General features: G+C 52.5%; 18 protein-coding genes. 13 read left to right on the plus strand and 5 right to left on the minus strand.

Annotation, left to right across the window (positions count from 1 at the left end; all coding sequences use genetic code 11):
- Positions 1-92 precede the first annotated feature (92 nt).
- Positions 93-1,022, plus strand: coding sequence for a ketopantoate reductase family protein (locus KI215_RS02365; protein WP_212774001.1), 930 nt, complete (start codon positions 93-95; stop codon positions 1,020-1,022).
- Between the two features lie 164 nt (positions 1,023-1,186).
- Here the strand turns inward: KI215_RS02365 and KI215_RS02370 are convergent, their stop codons facing one another.
- Entirely contained in the window at positions 1,187-1,888 is a 702-nt protein-coding gene (locus KI215_RS02370) for an alpha/beta fold hydrolase (protein WP_212774002.1), read from the minus strand.
- A gap of 420 nt (positions 1,889-2,308) precedes the next feature.
- Between KI215_RS02370 and KI215_RS02375 the strand changes: the two genes are divergently transcribed.
- The 4 genes from KI215_RS02375 to KI215_RS02390 all read left to right on the plus strand — a co-directional run bounded on the left by KI215_RS02375 (position 2,309) and on the right by KI215_RS02390 (position 6,404).
- Complete coding sequence (locus tag KI215_RS02375; protein WP_212774003.1) at positions 2,309-3,235, plus strand: heme-dependent oxidative N-demethylase family protein; 927 nt, start codon at positions 2,309-2,311, stop codon at positions 3,233-3,235.
- Positions 3,232-3,798, plus strand: coding sequence for a hypothetical protein (locus KI215_RS02380; protein ID WP_212774004.1), 567 nt, complete (start codon positions 3,232-3,234; stop codon positions 3,796-3,798). Before KI215_RS02375 ends, KI215_RS02380 begins: the two co-directional genes overlap by 4 nt.
- Positions 3,795-4,751 (plus strand): PDR/VanB family oxidoreductase, encoded by a 957-nt coding sequence (locus tag KI215_RS02385; RefSeq protein WP_212774005.1) that lies wholly within the window; start codon positions 3,795-3,797, stop codon positions 4,749-4,751. Before KI215_RS02380 ends, KI215_RS02385 begins: the two co-directional genes overlap by 4 nt.
- A gap of 165 nt (positions 4,752-4,916) precedes the next feature.
- Positions 4,917-6,404: an amino acid permease gene (locus tag KI215_RS02390; RefSeq protein WP_212774006.1), complete on the plus strand. Its 1,488-nt coding sequence runs from the start codon at positions 4,917-4,919 to the stop codon at positions 6,402-6,404.
- Positions 6,405-6,977: 573 nt separating this feature from the next.
- Here the strand turns inward: KI215_RS02390 and udk are convergent.
- Positions 6,978-7,754, minus strand: a complete 777-nt coding sequence (udk, locus tag KI215_RS02395) for a uridine kinase (protein ID WP_338048318.1) — start codon at positions 7,752-7,754, stop codon at positions 6,978-6,980.
- 58 nt (positions 7,755-7,812) lie between these two features.
- Between udk and KI215_RS02400 the strand changes: the two genes are divergently transcribed.
- The 4 genes from KI215_RS02400 to KI215_RS02415 are packed head-to-tail and all read left to right on the plus strand — an operon-like array spanning position 7,813 to position 11,410.
- Entirely contained in the window at positions 7,813-8,574 is a 762-nt protein-coding gene (locus KI215_RS02400; protein WP_212774008.1) for a DeoR/GlpR family DNA-binding transcription regulator, read from the plus strand.
- A gap of 35 nt (positions 8,575-8,609) precedes the next feature.
- A complete protein-coding gene (pfkB, locus tag KI215_RS02405; RefSeq protein ID WP_212774009.1) occupies positions 8,610-9,560 on the plus strand; it encodes a 1-phosphofructokinase in 951 nt (316 codons plus the stop codon).
- Positions 9,561-9,576: 16 nt separating this feature from the next.
- Complete coding sequence (locus tag KI215_RS02410; RefSeq protein WP_212774010.1) at positions 9,577-10,959, plus strand: fructose-specific PTS transporter subunit EIIC; 1,383 nt, start codon at positions 9,577-9,579, stop codon at positions 10,957-10,959.
- A 1-nt stretch (position 10,960) separates the two neighbouring features.
- Complete coding sequence (locus KI215_RS02415; RefSeq protein WP_212774011.1) at positions 10,961-11,410, plus strand: PTS sugar transporter subunit IIA; 450 nt, start codon at positions 10,961-10,963, stop codon at positions 11,408-11,410.
- A 40-nt stretch (positions 11,411-11,450) separates the two neighbouring features.
- Here the strand turns inward: KI215_RS02415 and pckA are convergent, their stop codons facing one another.
- The gene (gene pckA / locus KI215_RS02420; RefSeq protein WP_246512168.1) at positions 11,451-13,031 is read right to left on the minus strand and encodes a phosphoenolpyruvate carboxykinase (ATP); all 1,581 of its coding nucleotides are present in this window, start codon (positions 13,029-13,031) and stop codon (positions 11,451-11,453) included.
- Between the two features lie 252 nt (positions 13,032-13,283).
- Here pckA and KI215_RS02425 point away from each other — a divergent pair, with 252 nt between their 5' ends.
- From KI215_RS02425 to KI215_RS02435, 3 genes are all read left to right on the plus strand, one after another.
- Positions 13,284-13,661 carry a S1 RNA-binding domain-containing protein gene (locus KI215_RS02425; RefSeq protein WP_205496922.1) on the plus strand — a complete coding sequence of 126 codons (378 nt, stop codon included), beginning with the start codon at positions 13,284-13,286 and terminating at the stop codon, positions 13,659-13,661.
- A 184-nt stretch (positions 13,662-13,845) separates the two neighbouring features.
- Positions 13,846-14,031 carry a hypothetical protein gene (locus KI215_RS02430; protein ID WP_212774012.1) on the plus strand — a complete coding sequence of 62 codons (186 nt, stop codon included), beginning with the start codon at positions 13,846-13,848 and terminating at the stop codon, positions 14,029-14,031.
- A 39-nt stretch (positions 14,032-14,070) separates the two neighbouring features.
- On the plus strand, positions 14,071-15,075 hold the full coding sequence (locus KI215_RS02435; RefSeq protein WP_212774013.1) for a sporulation protein: 1,005 nt from the start codon (positions 14,071-14,073) through the stop codon (positions 15,073-15,075).
- A 26-nt stretch (positions 15,076-15,101) separates the two neighbouring features.
- Here KI215_RS02435 and mnmM read toward each other — a convergent pair whose 3' ends face one another.
- Both mnmM and mnmL read right to left on the minus strand, forming a co-directional pair.
- The gene (mnmM, locus tag KI215_RS02440; RefSeq protein WP_212774014.1) at positions 15,102-15,683 is read right to left on the minus strand and encodes a tRNA 5-(aminomethyl)-2-thiouridylate-methyltransferase MnmM; all 582 of its coding nucleotides are present in this window, start codon (positions 15,681-15,683) and stop codon (positions 15,102-15,104) included.
- Positions 15,680-16,669, minus strand: coding sequence for a tRNA modification radical SAM protein MnmL/YtqA (mnmL, locus tag KI215_RS02445; protein WP_420830179.1), 990 nt, complete (start codon positions 16,667-16,669; stop codon positions 15,680-15,682). The genes mnmM and mnmL overlap by 4 nt, the downstream gene beginning before the upstream one ends.
- Positions 16,670-16,913: 244 nt before the next feature.
- Here mnmL and KI215_RS02450 point away from each other — a divergent pair, with 244 nt between their 5' ends.
- A complete protein-coding gene (locus KI215_RS02450) occupies positions 16,914-17,348 on the plus strand; it encodes a ferritin-like domain-containing protein (RefSeq protein WP_212774015.1) in 435 nt (144 codons plus the stop codon).
- The last annotated feature ends 60 nt before the right edge of the window (positions 17,349-17,408 follow it).

Below are 17,408 nucleotides of genomic sequence, written 5' to 3' on the forward strand. Positions count from 1 at the left end.
GTAGCGGGTTGTCGTCTTTCTTTTCGGATAACTTGTGGTAGAATGACGTTTGAGAAAACACGAACTACCTTTCAACCAAGGGAGGGCGTACCATGCGGTTTTTGTTTGTCGGCGCGGGCGCCGTTGGTGGATATTTCGGCGGACGTCTGTTGGAAAAAGGTGCCGATGTCGCCTTTTTGGTACGGGAAAGAAGAAAGCGTCAACTACAAGAACGTGGATTATCCATCCGAAGTATACACGGGGATTTCCATACAAAGCCAAAAGTGATCACCGCAGGCGAGAAGGCAGAGCCATTTGATTGCATCGTGCTTTCGGTCAAAGCGTATCATTTGGACACCGTGTTGGATTCGATCACGCCGTATGTAGACGAACGGACGACGATTCTGCCTTTACTCAACGGAATGGCCCATATGGAGGCATTGTTTGAGCGCTTCGGACGGGAACGGGTATTGGGCGGGCTTTGTTTCATCGAATCCACATTGAACGATCAAGGGGAAGTGGAGCAATACAGTCCGCGTCACGATATGGTGTTTGGGGAATGGGACGGGCGCATGTCGGAGCGCGTAAAATCGTTGCTTCATGAAATGGAAGGTGCCAACATGCAGGCGCGGGCCAGCGATCATATTGTACAGGAGATGTGGAACAAATATGTGTTTATCGCCACCTTCAGCGGGATGACGGCATTGATGCGCACCACGGTGGGGGGAGTGACGGCATCACCCTTCGGAAAAGAGTTGTTCCGCCGGTTGTTGAACGAAGTGGTCTCGGTGGCGCGGTCGATCGAACCGTCGTTATCGGAGGAGATGGAGGAAAAAATCTGGCGGGTGATTGAGGTGCAGGGACCGGAGATGAAGTCCTCGTTGTCAAGGGACATCGAAAAAGGGTTACCCACCGAGACGGACCATCTGCATGGATATCTGATACGGAATGCACCGGCCGATCTGGATCTTCCGTTGTTGAAAACCGTTTACAGTCACGTCAAAGCGTACGAAGCTGATCGGGAAAAAACGCTCACCCGGTGAGTGGATTAAGAACGGTTTGAAAGAAGAACATCGCGAAATATGTCCTCTGCTCAATGGGGAACCCATCGATTTCTTGAAAAGGATGATGATCCGGGTAAGCTGGGTCATCGTCCTTTTTATGTGGTATATGTCCGCTATAGTGACGCTGAAAAAACGGAGGGATCTTAATTTAATTCTTTTTTAAGGACTTCGTAGAAGCTGTCTCTTGCAGTCCGTTCCATCCAAGGGGTATGCCCGCAGTTTTTCAATAGAATGAATCGAAAGTCTTCAACCATTTGAGATAAAGGTTGTTTGATTCCTTCATATGGATGCGGGTCGTAATCACCATGGATTGCGATCACCGGACATTGTATTTGTTTGCCTAGTTCCAGAAGTTTTCCACTTCGTCTTAATTCACTGGCTTCTTTCCATACCTTTTGAAAGATATCCGGTTGAACCTCTATTTCTTCGCCGATGGAAGGTAAAGGATCGAAAGAATCCGCTTTGGATAGGAGCTTTCCAAATTGAGATAAGGCTACATTATTGTCTTGCCTGGGGTCAAGTAAGGCTTCCTCTAAAGCGTGTACTTTTAACTTTTCTTCTTTGTTCAATCTGCTTAACCGTGTTTTCATTATTTTTGAAGCATATTCTTCTTCGAAGGGACCGCTTCCAATCAGTATTAATTTTTTAACCAACAAAGGATAGCGTGCAGCAAAAATAAAGCTTAACCACGCCCCCCATGAATGACCAATCAATGTTATGGGAAGGTCTCCATGCTTTTTTAAGACAGTCAGCAATTCATGAAGTTGTTCTGCAATGGATGCAGATGTTTGCAATGGTTCCAAAGTACCGCAAATATGGGATATTTCCTTTGCTACCGGCGCCATCTCTCCTGGAGCACCGGGTCCTCCATGAATGCATGCTACAGTAAAAGGGGGATTCCCATATTTTCTTATATTCTTCAAATTCAAAACCCCATTTCCTTAAACTGATTCAGGAAAACTTAAAAGTCACCTTGGTGTCCGTGATCGTAAAGATATTTCAAACTGTTAAGCTACCCGATAAGGACAGTGTCCGGATGAACGCAGCTAGGATACAGACAAAATTGTCAGAATTAATTATAATATAAATGACTGTTTCTTGACTGTTTTTGCGAAAGGAGAGTTGTGCAGTAGAAGAAAAAACGAATTGATGCCCTTTACGAAGGAGTCGGTATCATGGGCCTCATCGTTTTTATGAATGAAGCGTTTGCCAATGTAGCTCCGGTGCGACGTAAAGACATTGCGGGAAGAGGAGAATAATCAAGCATGGTTTCCCTGCAACATCGTTTCCCATTCCCTTTGGAGGAGGATCGGTATCTCTATTCGAACAATCTGAAACCACTCGACCCGCCATGCTGTATACAGGTAACCACCGAGTATTTCGACGAAGTCGCCGAAAAGCGCCGCTTGCTCGAAGCTCATCCGGAACGCTGCTTCCACGCGCTTCCGGGAACACTGGCGGCACAGTGGGAAGTGGTGGATGCGGTTGTACACCAGTTGGTGGAGAACTACCCTGACTGTTTCACGATCGAGAAGCGGGACGACGAATGGACATTCCGAAACTTGTTGCTGAACGAGACCGACCGATTCACGTTTGGTGATGCGAGTACACTCCCGGTGCAGCCGCTTGACTGGATTGGCCGGCATGTGCAGGAAGATTTGTTAATCATGGTCCAACGTGACGACGACATCTACCTCGAAGCTGGGCAACTTTGCTTCCCGAGCGTTTGGTCACTCACGTTCGATCTCGGAATGGCGTTCCAGGAGATTCATCGACCGGTGCCGTGGAGTAACGAACTGGCCGAAAAGATCCGAAGGTTTCTGCTGCGGGTTGAGGCGGGCAAACCGTGGACGCGCCTGAACTGGACTTTGCAGGTTGGCAGACGACTCCACATTCCGCCGGAGACGTTTGACGAGTGGGGGACGGCAAGGTACCAGGTGACACTGGAGAACGTGGCCGACGAGGTGCAATTTCGCGTTGAGGAGCAGTGTGTGCTGCGGCTTCCAGGAAGCAACGCCCTGCTGTTTAGCATTCACACCTACCTAAAATCGGTGGGAGAGTTGTGCGATCGCCCGGATTGGGCGCACAAGTTATATTCGGTGCTCGTCACGCTCCCGGAACAGGTGGTAACGTACAAAGGTTTGGCAGCATATCGAGAGCAGGTCATCGATTACCTGGGGCGATGCCTATGACGGAGCGCTCCCTAGATTCTCTGTCACCCTTCGAGATCAGCGGCCGTTGCCGAAAACACTTGGTATTTGTCGATGATCACGGGGTAGCGCATGTGCTTCCCGATGTCCGGCGGATGGCCGCCACGGGATATCCCGTCGAATGGAACCTCGTCGGGGATAGCGCGGGAGAGACAGACGACCACTGCATAGACGCCCTCATCTCTGCCAAGCGTTCGTGGCCGCATGTCGGTGACTCGGAAGCACTTCGGATGTATCTGGAACATCAGCCGATGGGGACTCACCTGTACATCGCGGCCTCCTGGGTGTCAGCTCGATCGCTCGCCCGCATTGCGGAAATGGTGGGTTACGCCAAAGAAGACATCCAGATCCGAGGCTATGGACAAAAGTACCAGAAGGTTTTTTGCATTGCCTGTTACACCATCAATCCTATCGGTGACGCACCAACCGTGATTTGCCGGCAGTGTGGAAAGATGATTTCGGTGTCGGATCACTATTCCAAACGGTTGGATGCCGTTCTCGGCTACCTGATGCTCAACAACATAACGAAGAAGGAGAACCCATGAGACAGGATGCCATTCTGACCGTCCGCGTTGCGCGGATCGATGAAGAGACACCGGTGGTAAAACGGTTCACGCTGGTTCCTGTGGGGACGGATCGGTTGCCGCCGTTTTCGGCAGGTGCCCATATCACCACATTCGTCGATTTCGACGGCCGCGTTTTTGAGCGAAACTACTCACTTATTGGCGATCCGGCCATGCGCAATGTGTATCAGATTGCCATTCGCCGTTCGGACAGCTCGCAGGGGGGCTCTGCCGGCTGGCACGACCGTGTCCGCGTGGGTGACATTGTGCGCATCAGCCCGCCGAAAAACCATTTTCCGCTGAGCCAGCGTGCAAGGCACCATGTGTTCCTGGCAGCGGGGATTGGCATCACACCATTTCTGTCAATGATGGCGGACCTCCGGGCCAAAAACGGGTCGTTTGAACTGCACTACGCCGCGCGATCCCGCTCGTATTGCGCTTTTCGTGCGTTCATTCAGGCCCGCTACCCAGAGAGCCGATTCTATTTTTCCGAAGACGGGACGCGGTTGACGCCGAACGTTCTCGGCGGGGCCAAGGTGGGTACGCACGTTTACTTGTGCGGCCCTGCTTCCTTCATCCAGGAGTTTTCTCAGCATGCGGAGGAGCTCGGATTTCCGAAGAGCAACATCCACGTCGAACAATTCACGGCCCCGACGCCCGAAAATCCACGCCCGTTTGTGGTATCCCTGTGTAAATCGGGTCGGGATGTGGTGGTTGCGGAGCACGAGACGCTGCTCGTCGCTCTCCTGCGCGCCGGCGTTCGGGTCCGTTACGCGTGCCGCGCCGGAGGGTGCGGAACTTGCGAGATCGGCATCGTCGAAGGGGCGGTGGACCATCGCGATTTTTACCTGACGGATGAAGAAAAGGCATCAAACCGGTCGATCATCGCATGCGTCTCACGAGCGGCAGGCGACCGCCTCGTACTGGATCTCTGATAATACTGAGTAATCTTTGCTTTAATCCGGATAAGTTGGTGACGAGCGCGAAAGGGGGGATACCCGTCGGGAAGGATCGCTCGTGCCGCACATGGGAGCGGCGTATACAAACATTTTGTGATCAGAATTTCATACCCATATAAGAAACCACTTTCAGAAACATGGATGGGGGTTGGCTTTGTGGCCAATGTACAGGTTCAGTCAGGGACTGTGGCGGACGGCAAACTGCAACGACGCTTAAGATCGCGTCATCTCAGCATTATTGCGATTGGCGGCGCCATCGGCACAGGGCTGTTCGTGGCCAGTGGCGCATTGATCAATTCAGCGGGGCCAGGTGGAGCGCTACTCGCGTATATCGTGATTGGCATCATGATGTACTTTGTGATGACCAGCCTCGGTGAAATGGCCACCCTGCTCCCGACTTCCGGATCGTTTGCAACGTACGCCACAAAATTCGTGGATCCGGCTCTTGGGTTCTCCATCGGATGGAATTACTGGTTCAGCTGGGCGGTCACGATACCGGTCGAACTGTCGGCGGCTACGCTTGTCATGAAGTACTGGTTTCCGCACACTCCTTCTATTGTCTGGAGCTCCATTTTCCTGGCGATTCTCTTTACGCTCAACATCCTCTCGGTGCGCAGTTATGGCGAGGCAGAGTTTTGGTTTGCCGGCATCAAGGTGATCGCCATCATCGTGTTTATCCTCCTCGGCATCGGGATGATCTTTGGCATCCTGACCCAGCCTGCCGTGGGTTTCCACAACTTTGTGCTCGGCGGAAGTCCATTCCATGGAGGATTCATGGCCACGTTCGGCGTGCTAATGATTGCAGGGTTCTCGTTTCAGGGTACCGAGATCGTTGGCATTGCGGCGGGCGAAAGTGACAACCCTTCGCGTAACGTGCCACGGGCCATCAACACGGTGTTCTGGAGAATCCTGATCTTTTACGTGCTCTCCATTCTGATTATCGGTCTGATCATTCCCTACACAGATCCCAACCTGCTCAAGAACGATGTGACGAACATCGCGGTCAGCCCATTCACTCTGGTGTTCAAGCGTGCGGGGCTTGCCTTTGCGGCCGGGCTAATGAACGCCGTCATTCTCACTTCTGTGCTGTCCTGCGGCAACTCTGCCATCTACGCGTCGACACGGATGTTGTGGGCGCTCGCGAAGGAAGGGAAGGCGCCGAAGCTGTTCACACGGGTCAATTCACGTGGTGTCCCGACCTATGCCCTGTATGTGACCACAATTTTCGGATTCCTCGCATTCCTCTCCTCGCTGTTCGGAAACGGTGTCGTCTTCATCTGGCTGTTGAACTGCTCGGGCATGACCGGGTTCATCACCTGGCTCTGGATCTCCATTTGCCACTATCGGTTCCGTAAGGCATATGTCGCGCAGGGAAGGAACCTCAATGAATTAAAGTACCGGGCGAAATGGTACCCCTTCGGGCCACTCTTTGCCATTGTCCTGTGCGCGATCGTCATCCTTTGCCAAGGCTATGGAGATTTCACCGGCGGCCCCATCCAGTGGGGGAATGTTATCGCTACGTACATCGGCTTACCCGTGTTCCTCCTCTTGTGGCTGCTGTATAAATGGATCCGCAAGACCCGGGTGATTCCGCTGAGCGACTGCGTGTTCGATCCGGACGAAGCATGATGATCCCTAACCGGTTTGTCGGTCCACGGCGAATCGCCTGTGTCCTCGCAGGGCGAGGCATCTTCGATGCGAGGCGCATGAACAGAAGAAAAAAACAGCAATATAAACTGGGCCAAATCCACAACACGGTCATCCAATCCAATTACCATTGTAACACCGATCCGGTTATTTCGAGCTGGACTTATATACCTACCATAGAGGCGAAGGAAAATGAATAATCCCCTCACCATTCTCCTCCACAAGATAGTGGAGGTTTTTACGTAGTTAACCATCAGAGGGTTCAAACCTCGATCCCCTAAGGCATCACCGATTGGACCTGGAGGGTTTTGTGCTGAAAAAGGAAGATTCTCAATATCTAAAAGGAAAACGATCAAAAGCGTGGCAAAAGACCTAAAAGGAGAGAACGCAAGCTGACACCCGTTTGTTCGGACAAATCGCTGATCCTCATGTGTATCACCCCTATGGTGGAACATTGTAGACCATGACAACGTGTCAGGGTCATACCGTTGGAAAAAATAAAACACCCGGCCCATTGAAAAAAGGACCGGGTTGGTTCTGGAACTGTCTCATTGTTTATTGTTTCTGCAAATAGGTACGGATCTGGTTCACCAGCAGATTGATTGCGACTTGGTTGTATCCGCCTTCGGGGATGATCAGGTCGGCGTACCGTTTGCTGGGCTCGATGAATTGCAGATGCATCGGACGAACGACGGTGAGGTATTGATGGATGACAGATTCCAGCGTGCGCCCACGCTCTTTGATGTCCCGTTCCATTCGACGGAGAATCCGAACATCGGCGTCAGTATCGACAAACACCTTGATGTCCATCAGTTCCCGTAACCGTTCATCCTCCAGAATCAAAATCCCTTCCAAAATAATGACGTCCTTAGGCTCTAGATACACGGTTTCTTCGGAACGGGTGTGTAATTTGTAGTCGTAAACGGGTTTGTGAATGGGTTCGTAGTTCAGTAACTTGTTCAGATGTTCGATCAACAAATCATTGTCAAACGCGAGCGGATGATCGTAGTTGGTTTTGATCCGTTCTTCAAGGGGCAGATGAGACTGATCCCGATAATATGCATCCTGTTCGATCATGACGACCGAATCGGCAAATTGCTCGTACAGTTTGCGCGCAATCGTCGTTTTGCCGGAACCGCTTCCACCGGCCACTCCGATGACAACAGGTCGCTTCATATTCGCATACCCTTCCTTGATCCAAATTCCGCAAGACACAAACCTCCGCTGATGATAGCAGGTTACGTATTTTTTTTCAAGATGGTGGCAGCCAAGGATCGAAGGAATAGGCCGAATTTCCATAAAAAATTGATTGAAAAGAGGGGATAAAATCATATATAATCATCAGTGATCACAAACGATCGAAAATGATCGATCATAAATGAGGGTCAACATGTTCACAGAAGAACGACAAATGCAGATCCTTTCCTATTTGCATGAGCACAAGCGCGCATCCGTTTCCGAATTGTGTGAGCGCTTCGGTGTCTCCCCGGCAACGATCCGACGTGATCTGAAAGAGCTGGAAGACGCTGGTCTGCTCAAACGAACCCACGGTGGTGCCATTTCTCTGGAACACGTGGGATTTGAACCTTCCTTTCAGGAAAAGGAGGACCAGTACCGCGAGGAAAAACGGCGCATCGCCATCAGAGCCGCGAGCATGATTCGCGAAGGAGAAACCGTGCTGTTGGATGCCGGAACGACCACTTGGGCGCTGGCAAGGGAGTTGAACCAATTTCAGCGATTGACGGTTGTGACGAATTCGGTGTTCGTTTTGCGTGAGCTGTCCGGTCACTCCTCCATCGAGCTTCTCTGTGTGGGAGGGACGGTCCGCGGCATGACCCAGTCCATGGTTGGCCCCGTCGCGGAGAAGACGTTGGAAACGATCCGGGTGGACAAAGCATTCATCGGCACCAACGGGGTGGACCCGGATGCAGGATTGACCACACCCCATCTGTTGGAGGCTCAGGTGAAAAAGGCGATGATCCGTTCTGCAAAGCAGGTGATATTGTTGAGTGATTCCGATAAGGCGGGCAAAGTGACGTTTGCGCAATTTGCCCCAGTGGAAGCGGTGGATGTCTGGATCACGGACACGGGGGTGCCGGAGGCGTTGGCGGAACGGATACGGGAAAAGGGCGTGCGTGTAATCAAAGTGTGATCCAACAATCAAACATTGCCAAAGGAGCCGTTGTCATGTGCGAAGTGCTGACCGTGACCTGCAACCCGGCGATTGATCAGACGGTGGAAGTGACTGTGTTGCGGCCAGGTGAGGTGAACAGAGGCCAAAAAGTCAGGATGGATCCGGGCGGCAAAGGCATCAATGTGGCGCGTGTGCTCAAGGGATGGCAAACAGATGTGATGGCGACAGGGTGGATTGGAACCGCCAATGGTGATTTTGTCGTCAATGCCTTGGATCGTATGGGGATTTTGCATCAGTTTGTCCCGGTAGATGCCGTCACTCGGATCAATTGCAAAATTGCCGAGACGAAGCCACAACGGATGACGGAGCTGAACGCGCCGGGTTTCCGAGTTGACGCCAAAGATGTAGACGCTTTCATCCATTTGTTTGATCGTCTGCTGGATCAAGCAAAGGTGGTGGTGTTGTCGGGAAGTTTGCCGACCGGTGCTCCGAACGGGTTGTATCGAGATTGCATCGAAATGGCAAAGCGCAAAAATGTAAAGGCTTTCCTGGACGCGGAGGGTGTGCCGTTCAAACTGGGCGTGGACGCGGTACCCTTTGCTGTGAAACCCAATCGACGCGAGTTGGGAGGGTATGTCGGGACACCTTTGGACACGGAGCAGAACGTGTTGGAAGCGGGTCGTCGTTTGCTGGAGATCGGGATTCGGTGGGTAGCGGTGTCCGATGGTGCCAACGGCGCGTGGTTGATGACGGAAACGAAAACGATTCGTACCATTCCTCCGCGCATTGAAGCCAAAAGTCCTGTAGGATCGGGGGATTCGATGATGGCGGCGCTGGTATGGGGATGGCTGCAAGGAAAAAGTGAAGAAGAAGTGGCGCGGTTTGCGACTGCGGCCGGCACGGTTACTGCTGCTCACGCCGGAACCGAGCTTTGCGGTTGGGAGGAAACCGTCGCCATGAGTCGACAGATTCATCTGGAGCGGATATCGTCGTTCAGTGGATGAGAGGAGGAGAAAAGGTATGAAACGATTGGTTGCCGTCACCGGATGTCCCACCGGGATCGCACATACGTTTATGGCTGCGGAGGCATTGCAACAGGCGGCTAAACAACACGGCGTATCGCTCAAAGTGGAGACACGCGGTGCGACGGGAGTGGAAAACCGGCTGACCGAGGAAGAGATTCAGGAGGCCCATGCCGTGATCATTTCGGCGGACGTGGATGTGGAAGAGGAACGCTTCGCGGAGAAACCGGTAGTACGCGTGCCGCTCGGTGAAGCGATTAAAAAGGCGAGTGACGTGATCGAACGGGCCTTGGCCCAATCCCCGAAGGAAGCGGAAGCCCGACCCACTCCGAAAAAGGAAGCAAGCAAGAAGGAGACCCAACTGTCGGGACCGTACCGCCATCTGATGAACGGCGTGTCGTTCATGATTCCGTTGGTGGTGGCAGGCGGGTTGATGATCGCACTGTCGTTCTTGTTCGGAATCAAAGCGTTTGAACAGAAGGGTACGTTGGCAGCCGCGCTGATGGACATCGGCGGAGGCACCGCATTTGCCTTGATGGTACCGGTGTTGGCCGGTTACATCGCGTACTCGATCGCTGACAAAGCGGGTCTGGCGCCGGGATTGATCGGCGGGATGCTGGCGTCCAAACTGGGAGCCGGTTTTCTCGGCGGGATCGTAGCCGGATTTTTGGCGGGATATGTGGCACAGGGGATCAAAACCTTATTGCCTCTCCCCAAGACACTGGAACGGTTAAAGCCCATCGTCATCATTCCATTTCTCTCATCCTTGATCGTCGGGTTGCTGATGATCTACGTCATTGGTGCCCCGATCAAAAACATCATGACCGTCATGACCGCATGGCTTCAATCGCTGGGTACCGCCAATGCTGTTTGGTTGGGTCTCGTGCTCGGAGCGATGATGGCGTTTGACATGGGTGGTCCCGTCAATAAGGCTGCATACACGTTCAGCGTCGGCCTGCTGGGATCGCAGGTGTACGGACCGATGGCGGCAACGATGGCCGCCGGTATGGTGCCCCCGTTGGGCTTGTGGTTGGCCACATTGATAGCCAAACGCAAGTTTAGTGAAGAAGAGCGGGAAGCAGGCAAAGCAGCTGGTATCCTGGGCCTTTCCTTTATCACGGAAGGCGCCATTCCTTTTGCGGCGGCTGACCCCATTCGCGTGATTCCTTCGTTGATGATCGGTTCCGCTGTGACAGGAGCGTTGTCGATGGTGTGGGGATGCGAACTCCGGGCACCGCATGGCGGCGTGTTCGTGTTGGCCATCCCGCACGCGGTGGAACGATTGGGCTATTATGTGTTGGCCATCGCCATCGGAACAGTGGTGACGGCGTTGCTGGTGACATGGTTAAAACGCAAGCCGACAGAGCAAGGAGGAAACTGAATTGGATCTCATAACAGTGATCAAACCTGACAGCATGATGTTGTCTTTGGAAGCGTCTACACGGGAAGAAGTAATCCGGCAGTTGTCCGAACGTCTGAAACAACAGGGTGTGATCACCGACGTCGAAGGTTACCTGCAGGATGTGGAAGAGCGGGAGAAGCTGGGCTCTACAGCGATCGGATTCGATGTTGCCATTCCCCACGCTAAATCCGCATCCGTTACACAGCCGGCGGTGGCATTTGCCCGGTTGCCTGAGTCGATCAACTGGCATGCCGATCAAGAAGACACGGTGCGACTCGTCTTTCTTATCGCCGTCCCCCACGAGCAGGCGGGCAACGAACATCTGCAGATTCTGGCCGCGTTGTCGCGAAAATTGATGCACGCCGAGGTTCGGGATCGGCTGATGAAAGCTGAGACAAAGGAAGAGATTCTGGACGCGTTGGCGTCATGAGAAAAACAGGACCGCCCACTCTTACGGGCGGCCCTGTTTTTCACTCGATGGTCGGCCCCGCATTGCGGATCGACTCGGGTATATCCTTGAACCGGTTGAAATTCTCCTGAAACCGCTGTACCAGCTCGCGGGCTTTCCGATCGTAGGCTTCGGGGTCGGACCAAGTGCTTCGCGGTTTCAGGATGTCGCTCGGAACGTCCGGACACGTGTCCGGCACCGCTACTTTGAAGATGGGGTCGATACTGAAAGTGCTCTCCTCCAGACGCCCGTTGATGGCTGCCCGGACCATGGACCGCGTGTAGGCGAGGTTCATCCGTTTACCCACACCGTACGGACCGCCGGTCCAGCCGGTGTTGACCAGATAGACGCGAACTTGATGCCGGGCAATTTTTTCTCCCAACATCTCCGCGTACTCCCGGGCGGGACGTGGAAGGAAAGGAGCGCCGAAACAAGCGGAGAAGGTCGCTTCCGGTTCCGTGACGCCGCGTTCGGTGCCGGCCAGTTTGCTGGTGTAACCTGACAGGAAATGATACATCGCCTGTTCCGGGGTTAACCGGGAGATGGGTGGCAACACACCAAATGCATCCGCCGTCAAAAACAAAATCACATTCGGATGACCGGCGATGCCGGGAATCACCGCGTTCGGAATATGATCGATCGGGTAGGCGGCACGGGTGTTTTCCGTTAACGAATGATCATCATAATCCGGCCGGCGGTTGTCGTCCAACACCACGTTTTCCAACACGGAACCGAACCGGATTGCGTTCCAGATTTGCGGTTCTTTTTCCTTCGACAATCCGATGCATTTGGCGTAACAACCGCCTTCGATGTTGAAGATGCCCGTGTTCGACCAGCCGTGCTCATCATCTCCGATCAGACAGCGCTCCGGATCGGCGGACAATGTGGTCTTCCCAGTGCCCGAGAGTCCAAAGAAAAGGGCGACGTCCCCTTGGTGCCCCACGTTGGCGGAGCAGTGCATAGGGAGGACACCTCTCTCCGGCAACAGGTAATTCATGACGCTGAAGATGGATTTTTTCATTTCCCCAGCATATTGGGTACCGCCGATCAACACGACCCGATGTTCAAAACTGATGATGATGAACGTCTCCGATCGCGTTCCGTCCCGTTCGGGAACCGCTTGGAAGCCAGGCATCGAAATGACGGTGAATGAAGGAGTGTGATCGGATAATTCCTCTTCTGAAGGACGAATGAACAACTGATGGGCAAACAGGTTGTGCCATGCATATTCTGTGATGACGCGAATGGGAAGACGGTGGGAGGGATTGGCTCCCGCATAACCGTCAAACACAAACACTTCCCTGTCGTGCAGATATTCCCGTACACGTGCATACAGGCGTTCAAACACTTCGCGTTTCATCGGTTGGTTGACGGGCCCCCAGTCGATGCTGTCAGTAACGGTCGGCTCATCTACAATGTATTTGTCTTTGGGTGATCGACCGGTGTATTTGCCGGTTGTTGCCCGCAGTGCACCGTTTGCAGTCAATACAGCTTCTTTTCGCAAGATCGCCTGTTCAATCAATGCCGCCACCGGCAATTGACGGTGAACAGTTCCGTTCAGTTTTAATACGCTCCCCTCTTGGACGCCGGTTTGCATCGTCATAAATCCTTCCTTCCTGAATAATCTGTTCTGGTTGTACGATGTTCGCTTAAAAAAGTATAGCATATTAAGCAGAAAAAGGTGAATGAAATTGCGGAGTAAACGGCAAACATGTTATTCTTATTATATAAAGCAATGAACGAATGGGAACGGAGCGTGGGAAAACGTTCAGTACAATGGGTAGATTAACCATTGACTTGCGCACAGATAAATGGTATTTTCGTACAGAATGAATATCATTTCGGGAGTGTTTGAATGAGCCAGGTAACGGAAGGATCCGTCGTCAGCGGAGAAGTAGTTGCAATTAAACCTTTCGGGGCATTCGTCAAATTGGAGTCAGGAGAGACGGGTCTGGTACACATTTCGCAAATCTCCACGAAGTACGTGGAAAAAGTAGAAGATGAACTGCAGGTGGGCGATACGGTCAAAGCAAAAGTGCTTTCGGTCGATCCATCCGGGAAAATCTCCCTTTCGATTAAAGCGCTCAGCGATGACCGTCCCAACCGTGGCGACCGACGTGGCTCTGGACGTCGCAATGGCCCCACAGATTTTGAAGACATGATGAAAAAATGGCTAAAAAGCAGTGAGGAACGGCTCAGTGCTTTGGCCGCCAAACAAAAAAGAGGTCGCTGAAACGAGCGGCGTTTTGAGACAAAAACATCTTCCCATACGGGAGATGTTTTTTTATAATATCGATCGGAAATAATTCCCATTCCTGTGGGGGTGTCGCTCTGTAAATGGAGGGTGCATGAAAAATGAGCGGCGGGAAAAAGAGAATGGGGATACGCATTTGTTTGCATCGCTGGGAGTTGGTAGGGTGGAACGCTTGGAAAAGTTATTGCATCTGCGTGAAATGCGGGAAACGAAAAGTGGAGGGAGTGCCTCTCAGCCAAATGGAAAGACATTGGATTCGGACGGGAAAATGGAAAGAGTGATTTTCTCTCTTGATGTGGGATTGTCGATCTTTTTGCTTGTTTCGGGAGGAACGTCCAGCCTAAATTGATGTACAATCGGGACAGAAACGTATGGGGGGATGGTCTTGATGTGGAAACATTTGCTGGCCAAGCTGGGGCACGGTTCTGCCCGTGTCGATCTGGTGCTGGAAAAAGACTGTTATGCGCTCGGCGATGAGGTGCGTGGACGGTTGATTATCCACGGAGGAGAGGTGGAGCAGAAAATCAACGGCATCCATGTGGATCTCGTATTGCACCTGTGGGCGAATCAGCGTCAGCATACCCGTCGGGTGACCCGGATTCCATTTCCCACATCATTTGTGATCGGCGCCCGTGAGGTGAAGGAGTATCCGTTTGCGTTTCGCCTGCCGTACAACCTCCCTCTGTCCGCTCACGGAATTTCCTACGTGTTTCACACGACTTTGGACATTGCACAAGGGGTGGACTCATCGGACAGCGATCCTATCCAAGTGGTGCCGCCCGTCCGGTTGTCCCATTTGCTCCAAGCGTTTGCTGAGTTGGGGTTCCGTGAAAAACATAGCTCCCGCTCTTTCAATGGTTATGTACAGGAGTTCGAATTCTTCCCGACCGCATTTTTGCATGATCGGGTCAAGGAAGTGGAATTTACGGCTGCCGTTGACGATCACGGCATTCGATTGTGGTTGGAAGTGGAATGTCACGGTTACGGTCACGAGAGGGAGATTCGCCGGGAATGGTATGTAACCAACGATGTATTGGACCAACCACCCCTTTTGACCGAACAGTTACGTCATATGTTAGAAGAAATGGCTTCAACCGGTGTTGCTGGTCATCACACGGGACACTATGCGCACGTTCACGGGTTCCCGTCCGGACACGGATGGCACGGTCACGGTCACCACGGGCATTTCAGCGGTGGCATCGGTGGCTTTGCTGCAGGCATGATTGGCGGAATGGTAGCCGACGAATTGTTGGAGGAGGCTGTGGAAAGCATCACTGACAATGACGGTGGCATTGCTGATTGGGTGAATCAAGTGGAGGATCAAGTGGAAGATTGGGTCGATGATGCGGGGAATTTCTTGGACGACATCGGCGATTCCTTTGGTGACGATTGATCGTGGTATGTAAAAAGGCCGCCCTGTCAGGCGGCCTGCTTACGTTTTTCCACAAGTACCAAAGAAGGTGCCTGTTGCCGGTTGAGCAGTTGATAATGCATCACTTGGAACGTCTTCGGAGGAAGAGACTGAGCCCATTGCAACACGTGTTCCGCTTCTTCTGGTCCGCCGGGATGTCCGGTGTACAAAACGACGGAAAGAACTCCGCCCGGGGTCAACCAGACAGTAGCCGTCTCTAAAGCGGGAAGCGTGGTTTCCGGTCGGGTGATGACGGTAGGATCGCCATGCGGCAGATATCCCAGGTTGAACATCACGGCTTGCAGCTTTCCACGAATCTCTACCGGTAAATACTGATCCATCTCATGGTGTCCGGCGTGGATGAGTGCGACGCGATTGGCGATGCCCCGCTCATTCAGACGCTGCTTTGTGCGTGCGAGCGCCTCCTGCTGGATGTCGAACGCGTACACTTTCCCCGCCGGACCGACGCATTCCGCCAAAAATTGCGTATCGTGTCCGTTGCCGGTAGTGGCGTCGACGGCAATCCCGCCTTCATCAATCGCTTGCCGGACCAATGCATGGGAAAAAGAGAGGACAGCGGGGACAATCATCTCCTTCCCCCGCTTCGCACCAACCCCGAACGCGAGGATGACCACCGCTTCCCTTGCCAGGAATTTCGGCGTTTCAGCTCATCATCGATGGCATTGAGCACTTCCCACTTCTTCAAGCTCCACAACGGTCCGATCAAGAGGTCGGGCGGTCCGTCTCCCGTCAACCGGTGAATAATCATGTCCGGTGGAAGGATTTCCAGTGTGTCCACCACCAATTTCACATATGTTTCCTTGTCCAGGAAGCGAAGCAGACCAGCTTCATACTGTTTCACCATCGGTGTGTTTTTGAGCAAGTGCAACAGATGGATCTTGATGCCCTGAATGTCCATCTCCGCACATGCTTTTGCCGTCTCCATCATCATTTCTTCCGTTTCACCGGGCAGGCCGTAAATGATGTGGGCACACGTGCGGATATTGTGACGGCGCAATTTTTCCACACCATCCAGGAAACACTGAAAATCGTGCCCCCGATTGACCAGGCGCGAAGTCTCTTCGTGAATGGTTTGCAGGCCCAGCTCCACCCAAAGGTACGTACGTTCATTCAGTTCGGCCAGCAGTTCCACGACGTCATCAGGCAAACAGTCAGGCCGCGTGGCGATGGCCAAACCTACTACACCTTCCTGTTCCAATGCAGTCTCGTACATGGGACGCAACACGTCGACCGGTGCATATGTGTTGCTGAAGGCCTGAAAATAGGCCAAGTATTTGGCTTGGGGCCATTTCCGGTGCATCCGTTCCTTCACTTCTTCAAATTGTTGAACGAGACTGTCTCGCCGGTTGCCGGCGAAATCACCGGAACCACGGGCACTGCAGAACGTACATCCGCCCGTCGCCACCGTACCGTCACGGTTGGGACAGGTAAAACCGCCGTCGAGCGGCACTTTGAATACCTTCTCACCAAAGGTTTGGCGCAGATGATAGTTCCAGCTGTTGTATCGTTTGTCCCCCCACATCAGCGGGGTTTCTTCAGGTTGTACCGTTTTCATTGTAATCATCTCCACTTGTTCGGGGCACCTCTTCCCTTTCACTTGGTACCCCCTCTCTTGAAACAAACAAGAAATAAACAGATTCTCCCTGACATCTGCCCACTATTATACAACATTTGTGCGGGCTTGATCGAACTCCATGGCTCCCATGATGAATGTAACGGATGATCCATGTTTTATTTTTCATGATATGGGTACATTGATACCGTAAGTAATATTTTAAAGGAAAAAGGGGTTCATTTTGATGGATAGGGATCGGCAAGTATTGATTGACGGATTAAATGAAGATTTGGCGTATGAATATGCCGCTGTGATCCAGTACACGCACAATGCGGCGGCGGTATCCGGTCTGAGTCGTCCGGTTCTGAAACCGTTCTTCGAATCGGAAGCGCAGGACGAACTGGGACACGCCAGTTATTTGGCCGAAAAAATCGTGGCGTTGGGTGGCACGCCTGTTGTGGAACCAAAAGAGGTGAAACGAATGCAGGATGTTCGGGAAATGATCCAGCATGCATTGGATGCCGAGAAAGCCACCATTGCCCGTTATACGGAACGGATCTCCCAAGCGGAGAAAGTGGGAGAGATCGGATTGAAAATCCAGTTAGAAGACATGATCGCCGATGAAACAAAACATAAAGAGGAATTGGAGCGCTTGTTGAAAGATCCCCGGTTGGGTTAAGGGATGATGGTGCCAGATTCTCCTCTCCTAAATGAGGAGCGCATGCAGATACCGAAACCA

The sequence above is a fragment of the Polycladomyces abyssicola genome, assembly GCF_018326425.1.
Classification (GTDB): domain Bacteria; phylum Bacillota; class Bacilli; order Thermoactinomycetales; family JIR-001; genus Polycladomyces; species Polycladomyces abyssicola.